Origin of the sequence: Mesorhizobium sp. 131-3-5, from assembly GCF_016756575.1 — a bacterium.
Classification (GTDB): Bacteria; Pseudomonadota; Alphaproteobacteria; order Rhizobiales; family Rhizobiaceae; genus Mesorhizobium; species Mesorhizobium jarvisii.
In genome coordinates, this window is the sequence record NZ_AP023254.1 from 4,993,948 (window position 1) to 5,018,636 (window position 24,689).

Genomic DNA, 24,689 nt, shown 5'->3' on the forward strand with positions numbered 1-24,689 from the left:
TTGGTCAACTCACCGTATCCGGCAGCTTCTCCTCGCGCCGCGCTATCAAATCCCTGAGACCTTCGGCAATACCCACGTCGAGCTTCGGTTCCTCGTAATCGGCAAGCATGTTGCGTGCTTTCTCGCGGCCGCGCGTGTCATGGTCCTTCGCCCCTTCGGCATTCCACTGTTCGTAGGAGTTGAAATCCATGATCGAGGGCATGAAGAAGGCGGACTCGAAATGTTCGAGCGTGTGCTGGGTGCCGAGGAAATGGCCCTGCGGTCCGACCTCGCGGATCGCCGCCATGGCCTCCTTGAAATCGTCGAAGGACACCCCGCCGGCGTATTTGTACCAGCCGACAAGCTGCTCGCAGTCCGTTGCGAATTTCGAATAGCCGCAAGTCAGGCCGGCTTCCAACCAGCCGGCGGAATGCCAGATGTAATTGGCGCCGGACAGGATGGCGGCATGCATGAGCATGTTCGATTCGTATCCCGCCTGGGCGTCATTCAGCTTCGAGCCGACATGGAAGCCGGACGTGCGCCAGGGCAGCCGGTATTTCCGCGCCAGCGCGCCCATTAGATACATCATCTGGGCGGCCTCCGGTGTGCCGCCCATCGGCGCGCCGGTCTTCATGTCGACCGTGACCATGAACTGGCCGTAGATTTGCGGCGAGCCTGGGCGGATAAGCTGGGTCAGCGCCACGCCGGCAAGCGCCTCGGCGTTGACCTGCGCCACCGCGCCGACGGCGGAAGCCGAGGTCGAAGCGCCGCACAGCGCGAAAGGCGCCAGGATCAGCGGCTGGTTGTGGCTCGCGTAGACCCGCATGGCGTCGATCATAGTGGCGTCCCATACCAGCGGCGAATTGCAGTTGGTGATTGCCACCAGCACAGGGTTGTCGCGGACGAACGCCTCGCCGAAGACGATGCCGGCCATTGCCATCGTGTCCTCGGCACGCTCCTTCGACGTCACGATACCCATGAACGGCTTGTCGGAATGCTTGAGCGCCGAGTGGATGATGTGCAGATGCCGTTTCGGCACCGCGATTTCCATCGGCTCGCAGATGACCGAACTCGAGGAATGCAGCGCCGGCGCCATATAGGCCATTTTGTGGAAATTGTTGAGGTCGGCGAGCGTGCCGTAGCGCCTGACATTGTCGAGGTCGCGGACGTAGGGCGCGCCATACATCGGCACGAAAATCGAGTTCTTGCCGCCGACGCGCACCGTGCGCTCGGGGTTGCGCGCATTGAGCGTGAACTCCGACGGAACCTTCGAGACGAGTTCCATCAACAGCGCGCGATCGATGCGGACGCGCGTCTCCCTGACATCGGCACCGGCCGCCTTCCAGAGCTCGATCGCGCCGTCGTCGCGGAATTCGCAGCCCACCTCCTCGAGGATCTTGAGCGATTCCTCGTGGATCAGTTCCACCGCCTCGTCAGGCACGATCTCATAGACGGGGATGTTGCGCACCAAGGTCGGAAAGGAAGCGATCGGCGCGCTTCTGAGCGCCTTGCGGCCAAGACGGCCACCGCCGCGGCGGTGGATCTGTTCGGTCAATTCGACGGCCGGTACGTTCATGGAGCCTCCTTCTTCCCGCCACCACGTTAACGACCCGAAATATGGCTGTGACGCTGGAAAATCCTGATCTTCTGTATAAGCTGTGCTTATGCGAAGCCTGCGCCACCTTCTGCCCTCCGCCGGCAGCCTGATCGTCTTCGAGGCGGCCGGCCGGCTGTCGAGCTTCACCGCCGCCGGGCGCGAGCTCGGCATGACGCAGGCCGCCGTCTCCTACGCGGTGCGCGGGCTGGAGGAGCAGCTCGGCGCCAAGCTGTTCCAGCGCCGCCATCGGCAGGTCAGCCTGACCGAAGCCGGCGAACGCTTCCACGCCGATGTCTCGCTGGGGCTATCGCATATCCGCAAGTCGGCCGAGGATCTCCGCCTGCAGGCGACCGGTGGCCATGTGACGCTTGCCGCGTCGACCGCCTTCGGCTCGTTCTGGATGATGCCGCGCCTGCAGCAGTTCCGTGACGAATTGCCGGGCATCGATCTGCGCATCCAGACCGCCGACCGCGACCTCGACATCATCGCCGAAGGCATCCCGCTGGCGGTGCGCGGCGGCGAGCCCCGGGACTGGCCGGACTACCATTCGCTGCCGCTTGCCGATGAGGAGATTTTCCCCGTCGCCGGCACCAGCTACCTGGCCAAGTTCGGCATGCCGAAGACCGTGGGGGAATTGGCGACGCACCGTCTCATCCATCTCGAGGAGCCGTATCGCGAGGCGGCGAGCTGGGACGAATGGTTCCAGTCGGCCGGCGGCAGCCTCGGCGACACCGCACGCGGCCTGCGCATCAATGATTATGGCCTGGTCATCCAGGGCGTGATGGAGGGGCAAGGAATCGCGCTCGGCTGGCGGCACCTTGCCGAGCGGCTGCTGGCGACGGGACTTCTGGTGCAGGTGACGGACCACGTGCTCAAGACCGGCAAAGCCTTCTATATCGTCTGGCCGAAGAACCGGGAACTCAGCGACAATGCCCGCAAGGTCAGGGATTGGCTGGCCGCGCAGGCATAAGACCGTTTCACGGTCCCACGCAGTTCGCCCTCGCCCGCACCACACGAATCCGCCTATACTGTCGCCATGCCCATTCGCCAGCTTTCCGAAACGATGATCAACCAGATCGCCGCCGGCGAAGTCATCGAGCGTCCGGCGAGCGTGGTCAAGGAACTGGTCGAGAATGCACTTGATGCTGGCGCCTCGCGCGTCGAAATCGTCACCTCAGGTGGCGGGCTGAACCTGATCCGCGTCACCGATGACGGCTCCGGCATCCCCCAACAGGAGTTGGCGCTGGCGATTGCGCGCCACTGCACCTCCAAGCTCGCCGAGGATATCAACGACATCCGCTCGCTCGGCTTTCGCGGCGAAGCGTTGCCCTCGATCGGCTCGGTGTCGCGGCTGTCGATTCGGTCGCGCACGGCGTTAGGCGACAGCGCCGCCGAAATCGGCATCGAGGGCGGCCGCGTCCTGCCCGTAAGGCCTGCGGCGGCCAATCGCGGGACCACGGTCGAGGTGCGCGACCTGTTCTTCGCCACGCCGGCGCGGCTCAAATTCATGAAGGGCGAGCGGGCTGAAAGCTCGGCGACCAGCGATGTCGTCAAACGCATCGCCATCGCCTTTCCGGCCGTGCGGTTCACGCTCGCCGGCTCTGACCGCTCGACCCTGGAATTGCCGGCGACCCATGACAGTCCGGAAGGCAGCCTGCGCCGCGTTGCCCAGGTGATGGGGGCGGAATTTCCCGACAATTCCATCGCCATCGACGCGATGCGCGAAGGCGTGCATCTGACCGGCCATGTGTCGATCCCGTCCTTCACCCGCGCCAACGCGCTGCAGCAATATGCCTATGTCAATGGCAGGCCGGTGCGCGACAAGCTGATCGCCGGCGCCATCCGCGGCGCCTTCGCCGATGTGCTGCCGCGCGACCGCCACGCGGTGACGGTGCTGTTTCTTTCGCTCGATCCGGCCATCGTCGACGTCAATGTCCACCCGGCCAAGGCCGATGTGCGCTTCCGCGATCCGGGCCTGGTGCGCGGGCTGATCGTCGGCGCCATACGCCAGGCATTGGCCGATGCCGGCATTCGCTCGGCCACGACGGGAGCCGCAGGCATGATGGCGGCATTCCGGCCGGGTGCCGCACCCTACAGTCATGGCGGCCCGGCCAATGGCCATCGCAGCTACGAAGCAGCATTCCATGCATCCGGCTCCACCGGTTTCGATCCCTCACGCTCACCGCAGCGGCCGCTCGACATGCAATTCGAGGGTGCGGGCTTCGAACGCGCCAGCGCAAAGAATGGCGGTTTTGGCGAACCCGACCAGGCGGCTTTCGATACCGGTCCGCTTGCCAGCGCCGATGCGCGCGCCGGGCAGAGCGAGGCGGCGGAGACGCTGCTCGGCACGGTGCTCGGTGCGGCCCGCGCCCAGGTGCATGAGAACTACATCGTTGCCCAGACCAGGGATTCGCTCGTCATCGTCGACCAGCACGCCGCGCATGAGCGGCTGGTGTACGAAGCGCTGAAGAACGCGCTGCATTCGCGCCCCGTGCCCTCGCAGATGCTGCTTCTGCCTGAGATTATCGACCTGCCGGAAGAGGATGCCGAGCGGCTCGCCATGCATTCCGAAACGCTCGCCCGCTTCGGCCTCGGCATCGAGCGTTTCGGCCCGGGCGCCGTTGCCGTGCGCGAGACGCCGTCGATGCTGGGCGAAACCAATGTCCAGCAATTGGTGCGCGACCTCGCCGACGAGATCGCCGACAACGACACGGTCGAGACGCTCAAGGAGAGGCTGGACAAGATCGCCGCCACCATGGCCTGCCACGGCTCGGTTCGTTCCGGCCGGCTGCTCAAGGCCGAGGAGATGAACGCGCTGCTGCGCCAGATGGAGGCGACGCCCGGTTCCGGCACCTGCAACCACGGGCGGCCGACCTATATCGAGCTGAAGCTCGCCGATATCGAGCGGCTGTTCGGGCGGCGGTGAGCCTGTGGGCGGCGAACAGACGGTCCGGTTCCGGTTCGAAGCCGAGGTGATCCACTGGAGGGGCCCTTCGCCATACTTCTTCGCGCCGATACCCGAGCAGCATGGCGACGAGATCAAGAAAGTCGCGAAGTTCGCGACCTATGGCTGGGGGGTGATACCTGTCGAGGCGACTATTGATGGCTTTATGTTCGCCACATCCCTGTTTCCCAAGGGCGGAAGCTACCTTTTGCCCCTGAAGGACGACGTCCGGCGCCAGTGCAATCTAACGGCAGGCGATTCGATTTCCGCTTCCATCGCGATACACCTTCGCGGGCCGATAACGCGGCCCGCGGGCGATCCTCTTGATCGATGGTCTGGCGCGGCTCTTGTCTTGATTCGGGAAAGGCAGCCAACCCTTTGGTCTAACGCTTCAAATTCACTACGATGACGCCGCCGAGTGCCAGCGCGCCGCCGAGGATGCCGAGTAGCGTCGGCACTTCGCCCAGCCAGAAGAAGCCGATCAGGGCAGACATAGGCGAAACCAGATAGAGGAAGTTGGAGGCACGGGCGGCCGGCAGACGCGACAGCGCGGTTGCCCAGGCGGCATAAGCGATCAGGCTGGGCACGATGCCAAGAAAGATGACGGCGCCGAGACCGGCGGTGTTGGCCACGGCTGCCTGCGCGAAACCGCTCGGCAGAAAGGGGGACAGGCAAAGTGCGCCAAGAATCATATTCGAGGCCGAGATGGTCAGCGGGTGATGGCGGGCAAACAGGGGCTTCTGGACGATAGTGTTGACGGCCGAACAGAGCGCGGAGCCAAGCACGAGCAGTGCACCAGCATTGAAATGTAAGCCTTGTCCGTCTGACATTGCTATGACGCCGATGCCGGCGAAGGATATCGCCGTGCCAGCCCAGGCCCACCTTGAAAAGCGCTCGCCGAGCAGCGCCATCGCCATGATGGCGGTGAAGATCGGGCTGACATTGATGATGAAGCCGGCGGCTCCCGCCGAGACGGTCAGCTCGCCGAAATTGAGCATGACAGTGTAGAGCGCGACGAAAATTGCCCCGCCAAAGACGAGGCGCCACACCTCGTCGAGCCTGGGCAGTGCGGGGCGCTTGATGGCAAGGAAGATCGCCGCCGGCACCGCGGCGATGGCAAAGCGCAGGGAGCCCAGTTCCAGCGGCCCGAAGGCGGCAAGGCCGGCGCGGATGGCCGGAAAAGCGGAGGCCCAGCCGACCACCGTCAGCGCCACGGCGATGGCGGCCGTGGTGTCCATCCGCTGTGTCTGATTCAACGTGCCCGTCATCGCGCTCATCTCACCGTCCTCATGCTGTTCCCGTCCTGGAGGCCACAAAACGCCTTTTCCCGCCTGTTGACAAACGACCAAATCGAGGATCACCTGTGACTATGGATCACAGCTCAGACACAATGGTGCCGCTGGAAACCCTGCGTGCCTTCGACGCGGCGGCGCGAACCGGCAGTTTTTCGGCGGCCGCTGAAAAGCTCAACATCACCCATGGAGCCATCAGCCGGCAGATTGCCAAGCTCGAGGACTGGCTGGGCCTGAAAGTGTTCGATCGCGGTGCGCGCGGCGTAACGCTGACGATCGAAGGCAACCGGCTGCATCTGCGCACGTCGGAGGCTTTCGCGCTGATTTCGAGCCATTCCGACCGCTGGGTCGAGCCGCGCGGCACGGCGGTGGTGCGGCTGACCTCGATCCCCTCGGTGAGCGGGCTGTGGCTGATGCCGCGCATGGCGGCACTGGAAAACAATCCCACCAAGCTGCGCATCGTGCTCGATGTCGACATCCGCCAGGCCGACCTTGCCGATGAAGGCATCGATCTGTCGATCCGCTGCGGCCGCGGCGGCATTCCCGGCCGCGTCTCGGTGCAGCTGTTCGAGGAGCATGTCTTTCCTGTCGCGTCACCGGAACTGGCTCGCGAGATCGGTCGCGGCGACCCGGCCCGGTTGCTCAAATTCCCGCTGATCAACGATTCCGACGCCTCCGGCTGGCGCGCCTGGTTCGCCGCGCAAGGCATGGATTATCGCCCACGTCCGCAAGATCGCCGCTTCGAGGACTACAATCTGGTGCTCGACGCTGCCGCCTACGGGCTCGGCATTGCGCTGGCGCGTCCGCCGCTGACCGGGCATCAGTTGCAGTCAGGCCGAATCACCGCGGTCGACGAGCGCACCGCGCTCAATCCAGTGTCCTATTGGCTCGACCGGCCGCTGGGGCGGCCACGCACCGCAGCGGCCGACCTTGCCCGCCGTATCGCGCAGCAGGCCGGATTGGCGCCGGACAAGATCGAGGCGTTCATCGAAGCCGAGCGATAGGTCTGCCGGCCTATCTCCGATTCGTTCAGCGAAGCAGCAGCAGAACGAATCCGAACATCATTGCCAACAAACCGGTTATGATCGAAACAAAGCCGATCCTCACCAGCAGGCCCTCGGGATTGGGTGTCGCGGCGGCGTGAGATTGATTGGCTGGCCTTCGCCGTCCCGACGGCATCCCCATGGCGGCGGCGTTTTGCGGCACCGGAACCTGCTGCGGGATAAGCGACAGCAAGGACACCCCGGCGGCCCTGGCGGGTGCGTTGTCATTGGCCGTTACCGAAGGCGGCACGGCGCCGCGCTGCGTTTCGGCTTCGGGCGCTGTTCTCCTCGCCACGGTCGTTGCCAACACCGCCTCGTCGCGTGTGTCGAGCTGGGCCTGATAGGCCTCCACGATGCCGGGAGAAGCAATCTGCTGCGATTTGACAGCCATCAGGGCCGCCGGCATCGCCAACAAAGCGGGCGCCGTGCGTTGGGCGAACAAAGAGGGCGCGGCGGGCTGGACCAGTTCCCTGACCAGCGCCGTCCTGACCGGATCGGCTTTCGCCGACGGCACGGGTTGCGGCGTCATCGCCTCCTTGAGCAAGGAAGCCAGGCGGGCGGAAGAAATATCCATCATGCCCCCGATAAAAGCGCTTTTCGCACCTGTCCTAGCGCCTCAGCATTGTCCGAGGCTTGTCGCAAGCTTGACCTTGGCGGCGATTTGTGGCGATGAAATCTGTATGAACCTCGGCACCACCGCATGATGAACCGTTTCGAAGGCCCGGGCGGCAAGGAAGCCCGCATCCGCTACCTGGATGGCGATTTCCAGGTCACCAGCCCCGGCTCGTTCGTGCGTTGCGCGGTGACCGGGGAAAACATTCCCTTGGATGAGCTGAAATACTGGAGCGTCGCCAGGCAGGAGCCCTACGTCAACGCCACCGCTTCGCTGCGCCGCGAGATCGAGGTGCATCCTGAGCTGCGCAAGCGCAGCTAACCCCTCAGCTTGCGCTGCCGCCAGGCATCGAGCGTTTCCTCGATGATGCGTTCGGGCACATGGTCGAGCTCGAAAACCGTGTCGATTTCCAGCACATCGAGCCTGTCGAGAAAGTCCTGTGAGGCGCCGTGGCGCAACCGGGCGGCGTCCTTGGCCGTGGTAATGAGCCCCAGCCCTTCGGCGCGCGCCGTGATTGCCAATTCGGCGAGTTCGTCCTCGGCGTAGAAATGATGGTCCGGAAAGGGTTTTGAGAGAACCACCTCACCGCCGGCCTCGCGCACCGTGTCGAAGAATTTGTCGGGATGGCCGATGCCGGCGAAGGCGAGGAACCGTTTGCCGGCAAGCCCGGCCTTGCTGCTGGGCTCGGTATGCGCCTCGAAGATCGGCCGGCCGGCGCGCGCCGCCTGGCGCACCACGGCGTCTGCGGCGGTGCCCTCGCCCATCTTCAACAGCCCGCTGGTGAAGACCAGCTGGTCAACGATCTTTGCCCTCAGCGGACCGCCCGGAATGACGCGGCCATTGCCGATGCCGTAGCGGGCGTCGACCACGATCAGCGCGTAGTCGATATGGATGCGCGCGCTCTGAAAGCCGTCATCCATGATCAGGAAATCGCAGCCGTGCTTCGCCATGAGCAGCCTGGCGCCGGCGGCGCGGTTCGGCGTCACCGCGACCGGCGCGTGTTCGGCCAGAAGCAGCGGCTCGTCGCCGACATGCTTGGCGGCATCGTGATGGGCATCGACGACATGCGGCTCAGCGAAGGAGCCGCCATGGCCGCGCGACAGGAAACCAGGCTTCAGCCGCATGCGCTTGGCCTGTTGGGCGAGCGCGATGGCGACCGGCGTCTTGCCGGTGCCGCCGACGGTGAAATTGCCGACGCACAGGACCGGCGCCTCGATCTTCTCGCGCCTGGCCCGCCGCATGCCGCGCCCGGCGACGAGCGCATAGACGGCCGACAGCGGCGACAGCGCCAGGACTTTCCAGTCCGGCTCTTCCCACCAGAATGGTGGTGCTTCGGAGGCCACGCTAGCGCCCGTTGGCGCCCTTCAGGCGCGACTTGACGACCAGCGGCTGGATGTAGGGTTCGAGCGATTTCAGCGTGCGTGCCAGCGCGCCGCGCATCTCGTCGACGGTCGCCACCCCTGCCGCCATCATCTCGTGGCGCGCCACTTCGTTGGTCAAAAGGAAGTTGACGGCGCCGGCCAGCATGTCGCGATCACGCACCAGCTTGGCGCCGCCGCTGTCGATCAGCCGCTGATAGGCCTCGCGGAAATTCTGCACATTGCGGCCCGCCAGAACCGCTGTGTCGAGCATGGCCGGTTCGAGCGGATTCTGCCCGCCCTCGGAGGTCAGCGAGCGGCCGACGAAGGCGATTTCGGTCAACCGCAGATAGAGCCCCATCTCGCCGATCGTGTCGCCGAGCAGGATATCGGTGTCGGGCCCGATACGGTCGCCCTTGCTGCGCCGCGCGACCTTCAGCCCCATGCCGGAAATCTGCGCGGCAAGGCTTTCCGCGCGATCGGGATGGCGCGGAACGACGATCGTCAGCAGGCCGTGGTGACGCTTGTGCAGCGTCGCATGGACTTCCGCCGCGACCACTTCCTCGCCGTCATGGGTCGAGATTGCCGCCCAGGTCGGGCGGCCGCCGATCTGCCGCTGCAAGGAGGCCAATACCCGTTCGTCGACCGGCGGCGGGTTGGTGTCGACCTTGAGGTTGCCGGAAACGGTGACCGGCCGGGCGCCAAGCGCGCGAAAACGCTCGCCGTCGACATCGGACTGGGCAACGACATGGGCGAGATTCTCGAACAGCGCCTCGGCGATGTTGGCGCGTTTCTTCCACGAAGTGAAAGAGCGGTCGGACAGCCTGCCATTGACCAGCACCTGCGGCACGTGGCGCGCGCCAAGCTCGAGGATGGTCATCGGCCAGATCTCGGATTCAGCGATAATCGCCAGGTCCGGCTGCCAGTGATCGAGAAACCGGCTGACCGCCGGCTTAAGATCCAGCGGCACATATTGGTGGATGATGCGGTCGCCGAGCCGTTCGTCGGCGACCTGGGCCGATGTCACCGTGCCGGTTGTCAGCACGATGTTGACGCCGTAGTCGAGAATGCTTTCGACCAGCGGCACCACGGCTATGGTCTCGCCGACGCTCGCGGCATGGATCCAGATCACGGGCCCTTCGGGACGCGGGCGGCCGGCGACGCCGTAGCGCTCGCGGCGACGGTGGCGGTCTTCCTTGCCACGCGAGGTGCGCCAGGCGACATAGGGCCCGACCAGCGGATAGGCTGCGGCACCGGCGAAACGGTATGCCGTCAGCATGGCGCGCGCCCAGCGACCGCTCATCGCCGGCCATCCACGAGACGGTAGGCCTCGGCCGTCGCGGCATTGAGAGCGGTGGTGATTTCCTGGCGCTTGCGCTCCATTTCGGCGTCATCGGCGTCGGCCGCGACAAAGATCGGCGCGCCGATGGTCACGGCGGAACGGCCGAAAGGCAGGTTGATGGTCGTCTTGTCCCAGCTCTTTTCCAGCACCTTGCGACGGCTGGTGGCGATGGCGACAGGCAGTAGTGGCCGGCCAGAGAGGCGCGCCAGGAGAACGATACCGAGCCCTGCGTCGCGCGGCGTGCCATGCGGAATGTCTGCGATCATGGCGACGTTCTTGCCGGCGGTGAGCGACTTTTTGAGGGCAATCAAGGCCTTGGCCCCACCCTTGTCGAGATGCCGGGCATTGTCGCGCCCACCGGAACCGCGCACCGCCTCGATGCCGAATTTCTCCAGCATCAGCGCATTGAGCTCGGCATCGGCGCTGCGCGACACCATGGCGACCAGCGGCTTGCGCTTGGGGTAATAGGCCGGCGTCAAAAGATGCTGGCCGTGCCACAGGGCGATGATGCCTGGCTCGAATTCGGCATAGGCGCCGCCCGAAAAGCGCGCCGAGCCGGCGACCAGGGGACTGGTCAGGCGAACCAGGCGGACGAACTGTGCGAGCAGGCTGGCAATGGCGTTCTTGACGAATCGCGACTGCGCGAGCGGCTCGCGCACCTTGCGCCAGAACGTCTTGGTCGCGCGGCTGCCGCCCCTGCCAGTCGGCGCGGCGTCGCTGGCTGGCCCTTTCGCCAGGTCATGCTCCATCGAAGTCAACCGGCAGCCTTGTTGTCGGGGTCCAGCAGACGGTGCAGATGAACGACGAAATAACGCATATGGGCATTGTCCACGCTGGCTTGCGCCTTGGCCTTCCACGCCGTGTGCGCGGATTGATAATCGGGATAGATACCGACAATGTCGAGCCCGTCGAGATCGCGGAACTCGGTGGTCCCAAGCTTCTTCAGTTCGCCGCCGAACACCAGATGCAAAAGCTGTTTCTTCCCGTCTTCCGCGGTCATGTCGGTCCTTCACATATTGTGAGTTTGTGACAGGTCTAGACCAAAGCCGCCGACTTTGGAACCTGCGAATGTGCTTTCACGCGTCCAGCCCGGCGATCACATCGACGAGCACCGCCAGCAACTCACCGCTGCCGGCCGCGAGCGCGCCGTGGCGGGTCACCTCGCCGGCATAGAGCGGCGCGCGGCCATGCGGGTCGAGCAACTGGCCGCCGGCCTCGCGCAGGATCAGATCGGCGGCGGCGATGTCCCAGTCATGCGCATTCGGCTTGACGAAGGTGGCGTCGAGCGTGCCGTTGGCGATCATCGCCAGGCGATAGGCAAGCGAGGGGCTGTAGGGCGCCCGTACCAGCCGCTTCTGCCAGCCGGCCGGCATCAGGTCGATCAGCTGCTTCAACCCTGAAATCTCGGCCTTGTCGCCAAGCGTACGCACGCCGATGCGCTTGCCGTTGCGGAATGCGCCCTGGCCGGGCAGCGCCCAGTAGGTCTCGTCCATTGCCGGGCATTCGAGCACGCCGGCAAGCGTGCGGCCCTCTTCGACCACGGCAACGCTGACGCACCAGGTGCGCTGTCCCTCGAGGAAGCCGCGCGTGCCGTCGATCGGATCGACGACGAAGGTGCGGCGTGCTGAAAGCCGCGCCGGATCGTCGACTGTCTCTTCCGACAGCCAGCCATAATCCGGCCGCGCCGCCAGCAGCGTGCCGCGCAGATAGGCGTCCGCTGCATGATCGGCTTCGCTGACCGGCGAGGTGCCGCCCTTCATCCAGACCTGTGGGCTGTTGCCGAAGTACTGCATGGCGATCAGGCCCGCCTCGCGGGCGGCATCGCGCAACAGCGGCAGATCCCCAATGGTGCCGGAGGGGGCAGCGGTCAGTTCAGGCTCCGGCAAGGGTCATGCCTTCGATCAGGAGCGTCGGCGCGGCGGTGCCGAAATTGCGGTCGAGGTCATTGGCCGGCACCATGTTGAGGAACATCGTCTTCAGGTTCGAGGCAATGGTGACTTCGGCGACCGGATAGGCCAGTTCACCGTTCTCGATCCAGAAACCGGAAGCGCCACGGCTGTATTCGCCGGTCACCATGTCGACGCCCTGGCCGAACACTTCGGTGACGTAGAAGCCGCTCTTGAGCGACTTGATCAAATCCTCCGGCGAGCGTTCGCCCGGCTCGATGGCGAGATTGGTGGAGGACGGCGAGACGGAAGAGCCGCTGCGTGAGCCGCGGCCGTTGGTGATCAATCCCAGTTCCCGCGCCGCCGAGGTCGACAGGAACCAGTGGTTGAGCACGCCCTTTTCGACCATGAGAAGCTTCTCGCCCTCGACGCCCTCGCCATCGAACGGGCGCGAGGCCTGGCCACGCGGCCTGAGCGGCTCGTCGGTGACGGTGATGGCCGATGCGGCCACCTGCTTGCCCATCATGTCGCGCAGGAACGAGGTCTTGCGCGCAACGGACGCGCCGTTGATGGCGCCGGCAAGATGGCCGGCGATGCCACGCGCCACGCGCGGGTCGAACACCACGTCGACCGGCCCGGTCGTCGCCTTGCGCGCGCCGATGCGGCGCACGGCGCGTTCCCCGGCCTTGCGGCCGATATCTTCCGGCGCGTCGAGATCGGCAAAATGCTGGCGCGAGGAAAATTCATAGTCGCGCTCCATGCCGGTGCCCTCGCCGGCGATGACGCTGGCCGAGCGCGAGAAGCGCGAGCCGACATAGTGGCCGATGAAGCCGTGCGAGGTGGCCAGCACGATACCGCCCAGCCCGGCACTGGCGCCGCTGCCGGCCGAATTGGTTACGCCCTTGACGGCAAGTGCCGCCGCTTCGGCCGCAAGGGCTGCTTCCTTCAACTGGTCGGCCGACACTTCGGTGGCGTCGAACAGGTCGAGATCGCGCATTTGCCTCGCCAGCAGCGCCGGATCGGCCAGACCCTGATAGGGATCCTCGGGCGAGACCTTCGCCATGGCAACGGCGCGCTCGGCCAGTGCGCGCGGGTCGGATGCGGCAGTGGCCGAGACGCTCGCCACTTTCTGGCCGACGAAGACGCGCAGCGAGACATCCTCGGCCTCCGACGATTCGGTGGCCTCGACCTTGCCGAGCCGTACCGACACGCCGGTGGAGCGGCCGCGCACGGCAACCGCATCGGCGGCATCGGCGCCGGCCTTCTTGGCGGCCTCGACCAGCGACGCGACGCGGTCGGTCAGTTTTTTAGCGTCTGATGTATCGGCCATGCCTGTGATCCTGCTTGTCGCGGCCAGCTTGCGGCCGCGCCCACCCATCTATTGTTCCGGTCCGGCTTGTGCAATGGCACAGGCTTCAATCAAAATGCATCGCCACATGGTTCCCGTCGCGAACCCTGTGACGCAAAATCAGCCCGCAGCCCGCAGGGAGCATCCTTCATGACGCCTTTCCATCTCGCCTTCCCGGTCCGTGATCTCGATGAAACCCGCGCTTTCTATGGCGAAGTGCTGGGCTGCGCGATCGGCCGCTCGTCGGCGACCTGGGTGGACTTCGATCTTTACGGCCATCAGATGTCGGCGCATCTGCGGCCGCAGGCCGCGCAAGCCGCCAGCGACGGCAAGGTCGACGGCATTCTGGTGCCGATCCCGCATTTCGGCGCCGTGCTGCTGATGGATGACTGGCGGCGCCTGGCGACCGGGCTGGAAGCGCGCGACGACATAGACTGGCTGGAACGGCCAATGGTCCGCTTCAAGGGCGAGCCCGGCGAACAGGCGACCCTGTTCATCCGCGATCCCTCCGGCAACGCCCTGGAATTCAAGGGTATTCGCTCGTTGGAGCAGGTTTTCGCGCACTGAGGTTGGGCACACGCTGCCTCTGGCTCAAGAGCCGGCGACCGGCGTCCAGATCACGTCCTCTACTTTCTGGGCGCCGGTGGCCAGCATCGCCAGGCGGTCGAAGCCGAGGGCGATGCCGCTGGCCTGCGGCATGATGGCAAGGGCGGCGAGAAAATCCTCGTCCAGCGGATAACGCTCGCCATAGATGCGCTCTTTCTCGTCCATTTCGAGGATGAAGCGACGTCGCTGCTCCTCGGCATCGGTCAGTTCGCCGAAGCCGTTGGCGAGTTCGACGCCGCAGCAATAGAGCTCGAAGCGCTCGGCGACGCGCGGGTCGCGCGGGCTCGGCCGGGCAAGCGCCGCCTCGGCGACCGGGTATTCGCACAGGATGGTGGCGCGGCCGAGGCCGAGATTAGGCTCGATCTTTTCCACCATCACGCGGCTGAACAGGTCGGCCCAGCTGTCGTCGGGCGCCGTGCGCAGGCCGGCCTTGGTCAAGGCGGCGTACAGCGCGTCCCGGTCGGTGCCGACATCGGCGGCGACAGTGGCCAGGAGATCGATGCCGGCGTGGCGAGAAAAGGCGTCCGCCACCGTCAGCCGTTCCGGCTCGGCGAACGGATCGCAGTCGCGGCCCCGGAAGGAAAAGCGCGCCGCCCCTGCCCGCGTCGCGGCCAGCGCCAGCAGATCGGCGCAATCGCGCATCAGGCTCTCATAGGTCTCGCCCACCCGGTACCATTCGAGCATGGTGAATTCGGGATGATGCAAGGGGCCGCGCTCGCGGTTGCGGTAGACCGGACCGAGGCTGAAAATCCTGACTTCGCCGGCGGCGAGCAGCTTCTTGCAGGCGAATTCCGGCGAGGTGTGGAGATAGAGCGGCGCGCGCGCGCCATCCGGCCCGACCGCTTCGGTGGCGAAAGCCGCCAGATGCGCCTCATTGCCGGGCGAGACCTGCAGCGCCGCCGTTTCCACCTCGATGAAATCGTTGCGGGCAAACCAGTCGCGCAGAGCGGCCGTGAGGCCGTTGCGCAGCATCAGGCGCGGGCGCCGGTCGGCGTGAACGTCAGGCGTCCACCAGGGCGAAGCGGCGGTCATGGGCGATTTGAAGGCGTGCAGGCGCGCGCCATGTCAGTTTGCAGTGAGGGCTGGCGGTTCGCGCCAAGATGCGCTACCAGCGCCGCACAAGCCGGCAAACGCCCGTCAACTCTCGCAGGATTTAAAACCGTGGTGAAAGTCATCGCCAGTTCGCTCCGCAAAGGCAATGTCGTCGACAAGGACGGCAAGCTTTATGTGATCCTCTTTGCCGAAAACATCCACCCAGGCAAGGGCACGCCCGTGACACAGCTCGACATGCGCCGCATCGGCGACGGGGTGAAGGTTTCGGAGCGCTACCGCACCACCGAGCAGGTGGAGCGCGCCTATGTCGAGGAGCGCGAGCACACCTTCCTCTACGCCGACGGCGAAGGCTTCCACTTCATGAACCCGGAAACCTACGACCAGGTGGCGGTGAGCGAAGCCGTGGTCGGCGACGCAGCACCCTATCTGCAGGAAGGCATGCCTGTGCAGGTCTCGCAATTCAACGGCATCGCGATTTCCCTGGTCCTGCCGCAGCGCGCCACCTTCGAAGTGGTCGAAACCGAGCCGACGACCAAGGGCCAGACGGCATCGTCCTCCTACAAGCCCGCCGTGCTTTCGAATGGCGTGCGCACCGCAGTGCCGCCGCATATCGCGCCGGGTACCCGCGTGGTGGTGATGACGGCGGATGGGTCCTATGTGGAGCGAGCGAAAGACTGAGGGTTACTCGGCATCACGAAACCTCGGCAGCGCCTGTTTCGGCCTGTTGACCGACCACACATCATCGATTGGCGCCGAGCATCAAGGTCGGCTGAGGTCGGCGCTTGCCTCTGACGTCTGCTAAAACAACACAGCACAGCGCTATTTCTCGCGGAGCCTGTAGCAAAAGGTCCATGTGGTTCGTCCTTTGAGTGAGAGGAGAACGCCATGAGAAAACTCATCGTCACCGAATTCATCAGCGTCGACGGCATTGCCGAGGTCGAGAAATTGCCTGGCGTGACCTGGAATGACGAGATGAACAGGTTCAAGGAGGATGAACTTGCCGACAGCGGCGCCATGCTTCTGGGGCGCACGACCTATGAGATCTTTGCCGGCTCATGGCCTCAGGAAACCGGGGATTTTGCCGACCGGTTCAACGCGCTGCCGAAATATGTCGCCTCAACCAGCCTGAAGGCGCTCGACTGGAAGCCGGCCGAGCTCCTCAGGGGTGCGTTACCGGAAGCGGTGAGGACGCTGAAGCAAGGCAGCGGCGGCAACATCTATGTGCATGGCAGCCTCAGCGTCGCGCAGGAATTGCTGCGCCACGGGCTGGTCGACCGCGTCAGGCTGCTCAGCTATCCCGGCGCCGTCGGCCAGGGCAAGCCGCTGTTCCCGCCGGGCGAACAAGTGCCGCTCGAGCTGATCTTGGCCACGCCGTTCAGCAACGGCGTTGTTGCGTTGGAGTATGCGCCGGCGAAGTCTTAGCCGGCCTCACCACTCACCCGGCCTTCTTCCCTCGCCTCCCCTTGATGGCGGCGCCATTGCGCGCCTCCACCACCCGCTCCACCTCGCGCTTCAGCTGATCCTTGATGTCAGCCGTCTCGTTCATCAGCGCATCGATCTTCAGGAAATCCAGCACGCGGTATTTCGACACCGCCGGGCGGACCAGAATGTCGGGGCGGCACTGTTTCAGCTTGTTGGCGATAATCGACTGCATCATCAGCTGCGTGGCGCCGAACATCAGGTCGACGGACGTGGGGTGCTTGCGGTCGGCCTCTTCCGGCGCACCGACCACGTCGACGCCGATGATGATGTCGGCGTCGTTCTCGATGAGATCGAAGGGCACGGGGTTGTAGATGCCGCCGTCGATCAGCAGCCTGCCGTCGCGCGTCACCGGGCGGAACACGGCGGGAATGGCGGCAGAGGCTGCAAGCGCGGAATGCAGGTCGCCTTCGTCGAACACGGCGAGCTTGTGGCCGAAATAGTCGGTCGCGGTCACCTTCAGCGGGATTTTCAGTTCGGCGAACGTTTCGGGAATGGCCTCGGGCAGGAATGCCTTGAGGATACGCTCGACATTGAACTGGCTGACCCGGATGCCATTCTGCATGGCCTCCGCGATGGTGCCTGGCCGCGCGCGCCACATGCGGCTCGCCACTTCGGCGCGGCGGCCGAGTATCGAGCGGGCATAGTCGTGGATCTCTTTGCCGGTCATGCCCGCGGCCATGCCGGCGCCCATGATGGCGCCGATCGACGAGCCGGCGATCGCCACCGGCTTGATGCCGAGCTCGTCCAGCGCCTCGATGACATGGATATGCGCCAGGCCGCGCGCGCCGCCGCCGCCGAAGGCTATGCCGAATGTCGGGCTCATCCCTTGCCGGCTCCGGCCAGCGGCGGCCCGACCACCATGATGGTCGGGTCGGCCGTCAGCAGCTTTTTCGCCGCCGCCTTGACCTGGTCGAGGGTCACCGCGTTGATGTAGCCGGCGCGACGCTGCATGTAGTCGATGCCGAGATCGTCGAGCTGCAATTCGACCAGCGTCGCGGCGATGGAACTCGAAGAGTCCAGATTGGTGATGGCATAGGCGCCGATGAGATATTTCTTGGTCGCCGCCAGTTCAGCTTCGGTCGGGCCTTCCTCAGCCAACTGCCTGGCGACGTCGCGCACGATGCCGAGCGTCTCGGACGCGCGGTCCGAACGCGTGCCGGTGGTGACGATCAGCGCGTTGGCATGGTCCTGGTTGACCAGCGAGGAATTGACGCTGTAGGCCAGCCCGCGCTTTTCGCGCACCTCCTCGAACAGGCGCGAGGTGAAGGTGCCGCCGCCCAGGATCTCGTTCATCAGCACGGCGGGGAAGAAATCGGCCGACTTGCGCTTCACGCCCGGCCAGGCGAGCTGCAGCGAGGTCTGCGGCAGGTCGTAATTGACCTCGACGCGCTGCGCCAGCTTCGGCTCGACATCGGAGACCGGGGCGAGCGCCTGGTCCTTCGGCAGATCGCCGAACACCATGTCCAGCTTCTTCTTCAGCGTCTCGGCATCGATGGCGCCGACCACGGCGACATGCAGGCCGCCGCGCGCGAACACCGCCTTGTGCAGGGCCTTCAGATCGTCCTTGGTGATGGCGGCGATGCTCTGCCTGGTGCCTTGGTCGGAGCGCGAATAGGGATGGTCGCCATAGACGGCGCGCGCCCATTTGTTCTGCGCCACCGTGTCGGGATCATTCTCGTTGGCGATGATGCCGGACAGGATCTGGGCGCGGATGCGGTCGATCGGCGCCTGGTCGAAGCGCGGCTCGTTGACCGCCAGCCGCAACAGGTCGAAGGCCTCGTCGCGCTGCTCGGCCAGCATGCGCATGGAGCCATAGACGCCGTCGCGGGTCTCCTCGAAGCTCATCTCGGCGCCGGCATCGTCGAGCCTGACCTGGAAGGCTTCCGAATCGAGGGATCCGGCGCCCTCGTCGAACAGGCCGGTCATCAGATTGGCCAAGCCCTCCTTGCCCACCGGATCCTGCGTCGAGCCGCCGCCGAAGACGAAACGGACGGCGACGATCGGTACGGAATAGTCCTCAACCAGCCATGCGGTGATGCCTTTTGGGGAGGTGACCTGCTGGATATCCATCGCGCGCGCGGCAAGCGCGGGCAGGATCAGGAAGAGGATGGAAAGGAAGAGGGTTGCGAGGGCGGTGGCCACGCGCGGTCTTCCCTTCTCCCCTTGTGGGAGAAGGTGGCCTCGCGAAGCGAGGTCAGATGAGGGGTGTTCCAGCTTGGCAATGACGGCGATCCGGCACGCACCCCTCCTCCGTCTCGGCGCTGCGCGCCGATCCACCTTCTCCCACAAGGGGAGAAGGGAAGGCGCCGTCACCGCCTCGCGCATATGTGTCGAGTTCATCATCAATTCCCCGCCTGTTGCTGCGGCAAGAGATAGCCTGATGTCGAGCGGGCCAGCACCAGATAGCGCGCGGCGACGGCCTTGACCTCGTCCGCAGTGACCTTGCGGATGCGGTCCGGCCATTGCTGAACATCCTGCACGTTGCCGCCGGTGGCCAGCGTCGAGCCATAGATTTCGGCCATGGAGTCCTGCTTGTCGCGGGCAAAGACCATCGACCTGATATAGCGGTCCTTGGCCTTTTCCAGCTCATCCGGCGTGACGCCGCCGCTGGCGATGCGCGCCACCTCCGCATCGACCGCGGCCTCGACGTCGGCCAGCTTGGCGTCGCCGCGCGGCGCGCCATAGACGGTGAAATTGGTGTCGTCGAGCATGGTGCCCTGGAAATACGCGCCGGCATTGGAAGCGATGCCTTGCTTGACCACCAGCGCCTGGTAGAGCCGGCTGCGGTTGCCGCCGCCGAGGATCTCGGCCAAGAGGTCGAGCGCCTCGGCCTCGCCCGGCTTGGCGGTGTGGTAGGACGGCACCACCCATTGCGTCGAGAAACTCGGCACGCTGACGCGGGCGTCGGTGAGCGTGACCGTGCGCTTGGTGTTCTGCTCCGGCTCGACCGGGCGGATGCGCGGCGGCAGGTCCGGCCCGCGCGCCACCTTGCCATAGGTCTTTTCGGCCAACGCCTTGACCGTCTCCGGCTCGACATCGCCGGCCACGATCAGGACGGCGTTGTTGGGCCGGTAGTATTTGTCATAGAAAGCGACGGCGTCGGTGCGGTTGAGCTGCTCCATCTCCTGCATCCAGCCGATGACCGGAATGCGATAGGGCTGGTTCTGCCACAGCGTGGCATCGACTTCCTCGTCGAGCACCGCCTGCGGATTGTTGTCGATGCGCGAGCGGCGCTCTTCCAGGATGACGTCGCGCTCGGTCTTGATGACGTCGTCGGTGAGGATGAGGTTGCGCATGCGGTCGGCCTCGAAACCCATCATCTGCTCAAGCGCCGAGGGCGCCACCGTCTCGTGGAAAGCGGTGTAGTCGTAGGAGGTGAAGGCGTTGTTGGAGCCGCCAATGTCGGAGACGGCGCGGTCGAACTCGCCGGAGGCGTGATTTGTCGTCGCCTTGAACATCAGATGCTCGAAGAAATGGGCGATGCCGGATTTGCCGGGCGGCTCGTCGGCGCTGCCGATCTTGTACCAGACCATATGGGTGACGATCGGCGCGCGATGGTCGGGAATGACGACCACCTCCATGCCGTTATCGAGCAGGAAATCCGTCACCTTGAATTCGGCCGGCGTCTTGTCGGGCGACGCGCTGCTGTCGGCCAGCACGGGGCCGGTGAGCGTGAAGGCCAGCGAGGTTGCCAGCAGTGTCGTCCGCAGCCATTCAGCCCTGGATGTCATCAATGGCTCCGGTTTTCTCTTCAAGACGATAGGCAAGGTGCTGGCGACAAGCAAAGTGATTTGTTGTTGCCGGCAAAGGCGGCGGCAAAGAGGCCACCGCTCGATGCAGGCGTGTCACGCAGCCTCGATGAAGCGGATGATGGTCTCGCCATAGTTGCGCTCGTCCAGCACCGAAAAGCCGGGACCCGGCTCGAAGGGAGCCGCCGCCGTCTCCTCGACCACGCAGAGCGCGCCGGGGCGCAGCCAGCCGCCGGCTCTGGCAGACTGCAGCGCGCGCTCGCCCAGCCCCTTGCCGTAGGGCGGGTCGGCGAAGACCAGGCCGAACGGCGCCAGCGTGCCCGCCTCGCCAAGGCCGGTGGCGTCGCGGCGAAAGATCTTGGTGCGTCCGGTCAGGCCGAAGGCCTCGACATTGTCGCGGATCAGGCCGCGGCCTTCGGCCGATTCCTCGATGAAGACGCCATAGGATGCGCCGCGCGACAGCGCTTCCAGACCAAGCGCCCCGGTGCCGGCGAACAGGTCCAGGACGCGCGCGCCGTCCAGCTGTTCGGCAAAGCGATGCGCCAGCACGTTGAAGACGGCCTCGCGGGTGCGGTCGGTCGTCGGACGGATGGCGCTGCTGCGGGGCGTCGCCAGCGGACGCCCACGAAACTCACCGCCGACGATCCTCATCTTGTGCGGGGACCCTTGGGACCGCCACGCGGCCGTTCACCGCCAGCCGGACGCTCGCCACGCGGCTTGACGAACGGCTTTGCGCCGCCTGGTTTGCCAGCGGGCTTGCCATAGGACGGCTTGAACGAGGCCTTGCGCGCCTTGGCCTCCGCCGCCTTGGCGGCGTCGGCTTCCGCCCTGCCCTTGCCGATCGGCCGGGCCCCTGGCGCCATCCAGACATTGGCCTTGCGCTGGCCGGGCGGCTCTATCGGCCGCTGCTCGCGCTCGGATTTCTTGCCGCCAAAACCGCCACGAGGCTTGTCGCCGAAGCCACCGCGCGGTTTGTCGCCGAAACTGCCACGTGGCTTGTCGCCAAAGCCGCCGCGTTCGGGCCGGGACCCGCGTTCGCCAAAGCTCTTTTCCGGCCTCTCGCCTCTGTCGGGACTGGTCGACAGCTTGCCGAGCGCCTCGTCGCGGCTGCCTTCGCGGCGCTTGCGGTTCTTGATCAACCCGCCCTCGCCGATCGGCCGGCGCTCGCCGTCGCGCGTGAATTTCGGCCGCTCGGGTTCCGGCTCGCGAACTTCAGTGCGCCGCACCGGCTTGTTGGAGAACGGTTTTGCTATCTCTGCGTCGAAATTGGCGCCGGACTCCTCCACCAGGCGCTCGCCAAGCTGGTCGCGCAGCACGCGGCCCTTGATCTCCAGCACATGGCCCTCGGGAAGATCCTCGAGCTGGAACGGCCCATAGGAAATGCGGATCAGCCGAGTCACGTCGAGACCGAGCGCGCCGAGGATGTTCTTCACTTCGCGGTTCTTGCCTTCGCGCAGGCCGATCGTCAGCCAGGCATTGGAGCCCTGCTCGCGGTCGAGGCTGGCTTCGATGGCACCGTAGAAGACGCCATCGACGGCAATGCCTTCGCGCAGACCGGCAAGCGCGCTTTCCTCGACCTTGCCGTGGACGCGCACGCGGTAGCGGCGCAGCCAGCCTGTGGCCGGCAGTTCGAGCACGCGCGACAGGCCGCCATCATTGGTCAGCAGCAGCAGGCCTTCGGTGTTGATGTCGAGGCGGCCAATGGTCATCAGCCGCGGCAATTCGGCCGGCAGCACGTCGAAAACGGTCTTGCGGCCTTCGGGGTCACGGTTGGTGGTGACGACGCCGGCCGGCTTGTGGAACAGGAACAGGCGCGTGCGTTCGATCGGCGGGATCTCCATGCCGTCGAGATGGATGATATCGCCAGGCATCACATTGAAGGCCGGCGAAGTCAGAGCGCGGCCGTTGACCTTGACGCGGCCGGCGGCGATCAATTCCTCGGCGTCGCGGCGCGAAGCAAGCCCAGCGCGCGCCAGCCGCTTGGCGATGCGCTCGCCGGCCTCTTCCGTGGCCTCCGCGGGACGCGGGCGCGGCTTGAAGCCGGCCGATGCCCCTTGGGGCCGATCGCTGAAATCACGCTTGGGGCGGTCACCGCCAAAGTCACGCTTGGGGCGGTCGGCAAAGTCACGCTTCGGGCGATCGCCGAAATCACGCTTGGGACGGTCGAAACGCTTTTCGCCGCCCTCCGCCGATGCGGCAACCGGACGATCGCCGCGCGGCGCATATGGCTTGCGCGGCCCTTCGCGCTTCTCGTAGGGCTTGCGCTCGCCTTCAGCCGCCATGGGACGGTCGCCGCGCGGCGCATAGGGTTTGCGCGGGCCTTCGCGCTTCTCATACGGCTTGCGCTCGCCTTCAGCCGCCATGGGCCGATCGCCGCGCGGCGCATAGGGTTTGCGCGATCCTTCGCGCTTTTCATAGGGCTTGCGTTCGCCTTCGGCCGCCGTCGGACGGTCGCCGCGCGGCGCATAGGGTTTGCGCGGTCCTTCGCGCTTCTCGTAGGGCTTGCGCTCGCCCTCAGCCGCCGTCGATCGATCGCCACGCGGTGCGTAAGGCTTACGTGGGCCTTTGCTGAATGGCTTGTCGCCGCCCTTGAAGTCGCGCTTCGGCCGTTCGCCCTCGACGGCCATCGGCCGATCGCCGCGCGGCGCATAGGGTTTCTTGGCGCCGAAGGATGGCTTCCTGTCGCCTCGCGGAGCCGCAGGTTTCTTGCCCGGGCCTTTTTGGCGCGGAGATTTCTTGTCGTTGTCGTCCATGTGGCCTTTGTCCGTTTGCGCTGCTACAGCGTGGCGCATCCTTTCGGGCGCGCAACGAACGCTGTAGCACTTTGATTTGGCGCATGATCTTTTCCGAAAATCGAGTCCGATTTTCGGGTTGATGCGCTCCATAACAGGATCGCGGGAGTTTGTCAGGGAAAAGTGGGAACCGGTTTTCCCGGGAAGACAAACGAAAACCAAAAGCCAGGAGTGGCGAGGAGATAATCGGAATGGAAACCGCGTGAAGCGGCCGGATTTCATGGCGCTGGCGCTTGAGGAGGCCGAAGCGGCAGCCTTGCGCGGCGAAGTGCCGGTCGGCGCCGTCGTCGCCAACGGCAGCACCGTCGTTGCAAAAGCCGGCAACCGCACCCGCGAGCTTGCCGACCCGACTGCGCATGCCGAGATGCTGGTCATCCGCGAAGCCTGCGGCAAACTCTCAAGCGAGCGGCTCACCGGCCACGATCTCTATGTGACGCTGGAACCTTGTGCCATGTGCGCCGGCGCCATCGCCTTCGCCAGGCTACGCCGTCTCTACTTCGGCGCCGCCGACGAAAAGGGCGGTGCGGTGGTCAATGGCGTGCGCTTCTTCGCCTCGCCGACCTGCCACCACACGCCCGACATCTATCCGGGTATGGGCGAGACCGAGGCTGCCCTGCTGCTAAAGGATTTTTTCAAGGAACGTCGCGACTGAACCGCGCCGTTCCGCCCGAAAGGGCAGCGTGGCCGTTCTCAGGCTCTTTGTCTTGACGCAACTCCGTAGTGAAAGCGCTACGCGCTTTTCCCGGGAAAACCGCTTCACACTTTTCCTGGAATTGCTCTTACAGGGACGGCAACCAGTCGAACCAGCCGGACTTCTTGCCTTCCGCCTCTTTCTTCAGGCGGCGTTCCTTCTTGTATTCGTCCTCGCCGAGTTCGTTCTGCGGCGCGGTGCCGGCCGCGACACGATAGGCCAATGGCGGCTCGCTCAGATATCTGCGGGTATTGGGGTCGCCCTGCTTGCTCGCGGCAAGACGACGCTGGATCTCGGCGGCGCGGCCCTTGTCGGAATCAGCGGGTGTCCAGGCCGGCGGGTGGCTGGAGCCTGAATCCGCCATCGCCTTCTTGACCGAGGCCGGATCGGTCTGCACATCGTCGACGATCTCAGCCTGATAGTTCGGATCATTCTGGTGGGCGGTGGCGTCGGCGCGCAGGCGCGCGCGGCGCTGCTCGGGCGATTCGGGCCATTCGGCGCTTGCCGTCTCGATGCTTTCCTGAGGCGCAGGCAGCGCTTCCTTCTGTCCGGGAGCGGGCTTCACCAAGGTGGGGCGTGGCTTGTAGTCGATCGGATCCTTGCGCTTCGGCGCGAAGGAAACGGCGCCGGTGAGATCGCCGGCCAGCTGTTCGGCAGCGGTCTTGTCGGTGCCATAGGTCGGAGAACCCATGCAGCCGGATAGAGCGAGGCCCGATGCGACAAGCGGCGCCAGCAGCGCAAGGCGCGCCTTATATCTCTCGGTCATGCCAAAAAGTCCCACTCTAGACAGCCTCTCGATCGCCACCAGTCTTGTGACCGGTCCCCATCGTCCAAGCACTTGCGACGGAAATCCGGCGACAATTTGTCTTCCGGAGTTTCGCGTGTTTACCTCAACCGCTCGTTAAGGGCAACGC

General features: G+C 65.4%; 25 protein-coding genes. 9 read left to right on the forward strand and 16 right to left on the reverse strand.

The window, feature by feature from the left end; genetic code table 11:
- Positions 1 to 4: 4 nt before the first annotated feature.
- A complete protein-coding gene (locus tag JG747_RS24530) occupies positions 5 to 1,555 on the reverse strand; it encodes a trimethylamine methyltransferase family protein (RefSeq protein WP_202360232.1) in 1,551 nt (516 codons plus the stop codon).
- An 88-nt stretch (positions 1,556 to 1,643) separates the two neighbouring features.
- Here JG747_RS24530 and JG747_RS24535 point away from each other — a divergent pair, with 88 nt between their 5' ends.
- The 3 genes from JG747_RS24535 to JG747_RS24545 all read left to right on the forward strand — a co-directional run bounded on the left by JG747_RS24535 (position 1,644) and on the right by JG747_RS24545 (position 4,929).
- A complete protein-coding gene (locus JG747_RS24535) occupies positions 1,644 to 2,546 on the forward strand; it encodes a LysR substrate-binding domain-containing protein (protein WP_019857500.1) in 903 nt (300 codons plus the stop codon).
- A gap of 66 nt (positions 2,547 to 2,612) precedes the next feature.
- Entirely contained in the window at positions 2,613 to 4,502 is a 1,890-nt protein-coding gene (mutL, locus tag JG747_RS24540) for a DNA mismatch repair endonuclease MutL (RefSeq protein ID WP_069091905.1), read from the forward strand.
- A 46-nt stretch (positions 4,503 to 4,548) separates the two neighbouring features.
- Positions 4,549 to 4,929 (forward strand): DUF1905 domain-containing protein, encoded by a 381-nt coding sequence (locus JG747_RS24545; RefSeq protein ID WP_244748443.1) that lies wholly within the window; start codon positions 4,549 to 4,551, stop codon positions 4,927 to 4,929.
- On the opposite strand, the gene JG747_RS24550 is transcribed toward JG747_RS24545, so the two are convergent.
- Positions 4,904 to 5,797, reverse strand: a complete 894-nt coding sequence (locus JG747_RS24550) for a DMT family transporter (RefSeq protein ID WP_202360234.1) — start codon at positions 5,795 to 5,797, stop codon at positions 4,904 to 4,906. The genes JG747_RS24545 and JG747_RS24550 overlap by 26 nt on opposite strands.
- A gap of 92 nt (positions 5,798 to 5,889) precedes the next feature.
- Here JG747_RS24550 and JG747_RS24555 point away from each other — a divergent pair, with 92 nt between their 5' ends.
- Positions 5,890 to 6,816 (forward strand): LysR substrate-binding domain-containing protein, encoded by a 927-nt coding sequence (locus JG747_RS24555; RefSeq protein WP_038646136.1) that lies wholly within the window; start codon positions 5,890 to 5,892, stop codon positions 6,814 to 6,816.
- 25 nt (positions 6,817 to 6,841) lie between these two features.
- Here the strand turns inward: JG747_RS24555 and JG747_RS24560 are convergent, their stop codons facing one another.
- On the reverse strand, positions 6,842 to 7,429 hold the full coding sequence (locus JG747_RS24560) for a hypothetical protein (protein WP_202360235.1): 588 nt from the start codon (positions 7,427 to 7,429) through the stop codon (positions 6,842 to 6,844).
- A gap of 126 nt (positions 7,430 to 7,555) precedes the next feature.
- Between JG747_RS24560 and JG747_RS24565 the strand changes: the two genes are divergently transcribed.
- The gene (locus JG747_RS24565) at positions 7,556 to 7,789 is read left to right on the forward strand and encodes a DUF2093 domain-containing protein (RefSeq protein ID WP_010915490.1); all 234 of its coding nucleotides are present in this window, start codon (positions 7,556 to 7,558) and stop codon (positions 7,787 to 7,789) included.
- On the opposite strand, the gene lpxK is transcribed toward JG747_RS24565, so the two are convergent.
- The 6 genes from lpxK to JG747_RS24595 all read right to left on the reverse strand — a co-directional run bounded on the left by lpxK (position 7,786) and on the right by JG747_RS24595 (position 13,384).
- Entirely contained in the window at positions 7,786 to 8,811 is a 1,026-nt protein-coding gene (gene lpxK, locus JG747_RS24570; RefSeq protein WP_064984816.1) for a tetraacyldisaccharide 4'-kinase, read from the reverse strand. The two genes, JG747_RS24565 and lpxK, sit on opposite strands and share 4 nt — an antisense overlap.
- Before the next feature lies 1 nt (position 8,812).
- Positions 8,813 to 10,129, reverse strand: coding sequence for a lipid IV(A) 3-deoxy-D-manno-octulosonic acid transferase (gene waaA, locus JG747_RS24575; protein ID WP_019857494.1), 1,317 nt, complete (start codon positions 10,127 to 10,129; stop codon positions 8,813 to 8,815).
- Positions 10,126 to 10,917: a lysophospholipid acyltransferase family protein gene (locus tag JG747_RS24580; protein ID WP_019857493.1), complete on the reverse strand. Its 792-nt coding sequence runs from the start codon at positions 10,915 to 10,917 to the stop codon at positions 10,126 to 10,128. Before JG747_RS24580 ends, waaA begins: the two co-directional genes overlap by 4 nt.
- A 5-nt stretch (positions 10,918 to 10,922) precedes the next feature.
- Positions 10,923 to 11,168 (reverse strand): DUF4170 domain-containing protein, encoded by a 246-nt coding sequence (locus JG747_RS24585; protein WP_019857491.1) that lies wholly within the window; start codon positions 11,166 to 11,168, stop codon positions 10,923 to 10,925.
- A gap of 76 nt (positions 11,169 to 11,244) precedes the next feature.
- Positions 11,245 to 12,054: a 3'(2'),5'-bisphosphate nucleotidase CysQ gene (locus JG747_RS24590; RefSeq protein ID WP_019857490.1), complete on the reverse strand. Its 810-nt coding sequence runs from the start codon at positions 12,052 to 12,054 to the stop codon at positions 11,245 to 11,247.
- Complete coding sequence (locus JG747_RS24595) at positions 12,041 to 13,384, reverse strand: TldD/PmbA family protein (RefSeq protein ID WP_027046716.1); 1,344 nt, start codon at positions 13,382 to 13,384, stop codon at positions 12,041 to 12,043. The genes JG747_RS24590 and JG747_RS24595 overlap by 14 nt, the downstream gene beginning before the upstream one ends.
- A gap of 168 nt (positions 13,385 to 13,552) precedes the next feature.
- On the opposite strand from JG747_RS24595, the gene JG747_RS24600 reads away from it, so the two are divergent.
- The gene (locus JG747_RS24600; RefSeq protein ID WP_019857488.1) at positions 13,553 to 13,969 is read left to right on the forward strand and encodes a VOC family protein; all 417 of its coding nucleotides are present in this window, start codon (positions 13,553 to 13,555) and stop codon (positions 13,967 to 13,969) included.
- Between the two features lie 24 nt (positions 13,970 to 13,993).
- On the opposite strand, the gene epmA is transcribed toward JG747_RS24600, so the two are convergent.
- Positions 13,994 to 15,040 (reverse strand): EF-P lysine aminoacylase EpmA, encoded by a 1,047-nt coding sequence (gene epmA, locus JG747_RS24605; protein WP_019857487.1) that lies wholly within the window; start codon positions 15,038 to 15,040, stop codon positions 13,994 to 13,996.
- A 129-nt stretch (positions 15,041 to 15,169) separates the two neighbouring features.
- Between epmA and efp the strand changes: the two genes are divergently transcribed.
- On the forward strand, positions 15,170 to 15,739 hold the full coding sequence (efp, locus tag JG747_RS24610) for an elongation factor P (protein ID WP_010915481.1): 570 nt from the start codon (positions 15,170 to 15,172) through the stop codon (positions 15,737 to 15,739).
- A gap of 207 nt (positions 15,740 to 15,946) precedes the next feature.
- Entirely contained in the window at positions 15,947 to 16,483 is a 537-nt protein-coding gene (locus JG747_RS24615; protein WP_202360236.1) for a dihydrofolate reductase family protein, read from the forward strand.
- A gap of 13 nt (positions 16,484 to 16,496) precedes the next feature.
- Here JG747_RS24615 and JG747_RS24620 read toward each other — a convergent pair whose 3' ends face one another.
- The 5 genes from JG747_RS24620 to JG747_RS24640 form a co-directional block, all read right to left on the reverse strand.
- On the reverse strand, positions 16,497 to 17,366 hold the full coding sequence (locus JG747_RS24620; RefSeq protein ID WP_019857485.1) for a patatin-like phospholipase family protein: 870 nt from the start codon (positions 17,364 to 17,366) through the stop codon (positions 16,497 to 16,499).
- The gene (locus tag JG747_RS24625) at positions 17,363 to 18,685 is read right to left on the reverse strand and encodes a M16 family metallopeptidase (RefSeq protein ID WP_027046715.1); all 1,323 of its coding nucleotides are present in this window, start codon (positions 18,683 to 18,685) and stop codon (positions 17,363 to 17,365) included. The genes JG747_RS24620 and JG747_RS24625 overlap by 4 nt, the downstream gene beginning before the upstream one ends.
- 200 nt (positions 18,686 to 18,885) lie before the next feature.
- Entirely contained in the window at positions 18,886 to 20,274 is a 1,389-nt protein-coding gene (locus JG747_RS24630) for a M16 family metallopeptidase (protein WP_038646121.1), read from the reverse strand.
- Between the two features lie 114 nt (positions 20,275 to 20,388).
- Positions 20,389 to 20,943, reverse strand: a complete 555-nt coding sequence (rsmD, locus tag JG747_RS24635; RefSeq protein WP_202360237.1) for a 16S rRNA (guanine(966)-N(2))-methyltransferase RsmD — start codon at positions 20,941 to 20,943, stop codon at positions 20,389 to 20,391.
- Positions 20,940 to 23,045: a pseudouridine synthase gene (locus JG747_RS24640; protein WP_202360238.1), complete on the reverse strand. Its 2,106-nt coding sequence runs from the start codon at positions 23,043 to 23,045 to the stop codon at positions 20,940 to 20,942. The genes rsmD and JG747_RS24640 overlap by 4 nt, the downstream gene beginning before the upstream one ends.
- Before the next feature lie 241 nt (positions 23,046 to 23,286).
- On the opposite strand from JG747_RS24640, the gene JG747_RS24645 reads away from it, so the two are divergent.
- On the forward strand, positions 23,287 to 23,736 hold the full coding sequence (locus JG747_RS24645) for a nucleoside deaminase (RefSeq protein WP_019857481.1): 450 nt from the start codon (positions 23,287 to 23,289) through the stop codon (positions 23,734 to 23,736).
- Positions 23,737 to 23,863: 127 nt separating this feature from the next.
- Here JG747_RS24645 and JG747_RS24650 read toward each other — a convergent pair whose 3' ends face one another.
- Positions 23,864 to 24,541, reverse strand: coding sequence for a hypothetical protein (locus JG747_RS24650; RefSeq protein WP_027046714.1), 678 nt, complete (start codon positions 24,539 to 24,541; stop codon positions 23,864 to 23,866).
- Between the last annotated feature and the right edge of the window lie 148 nt (positions 24,542 to 24,689).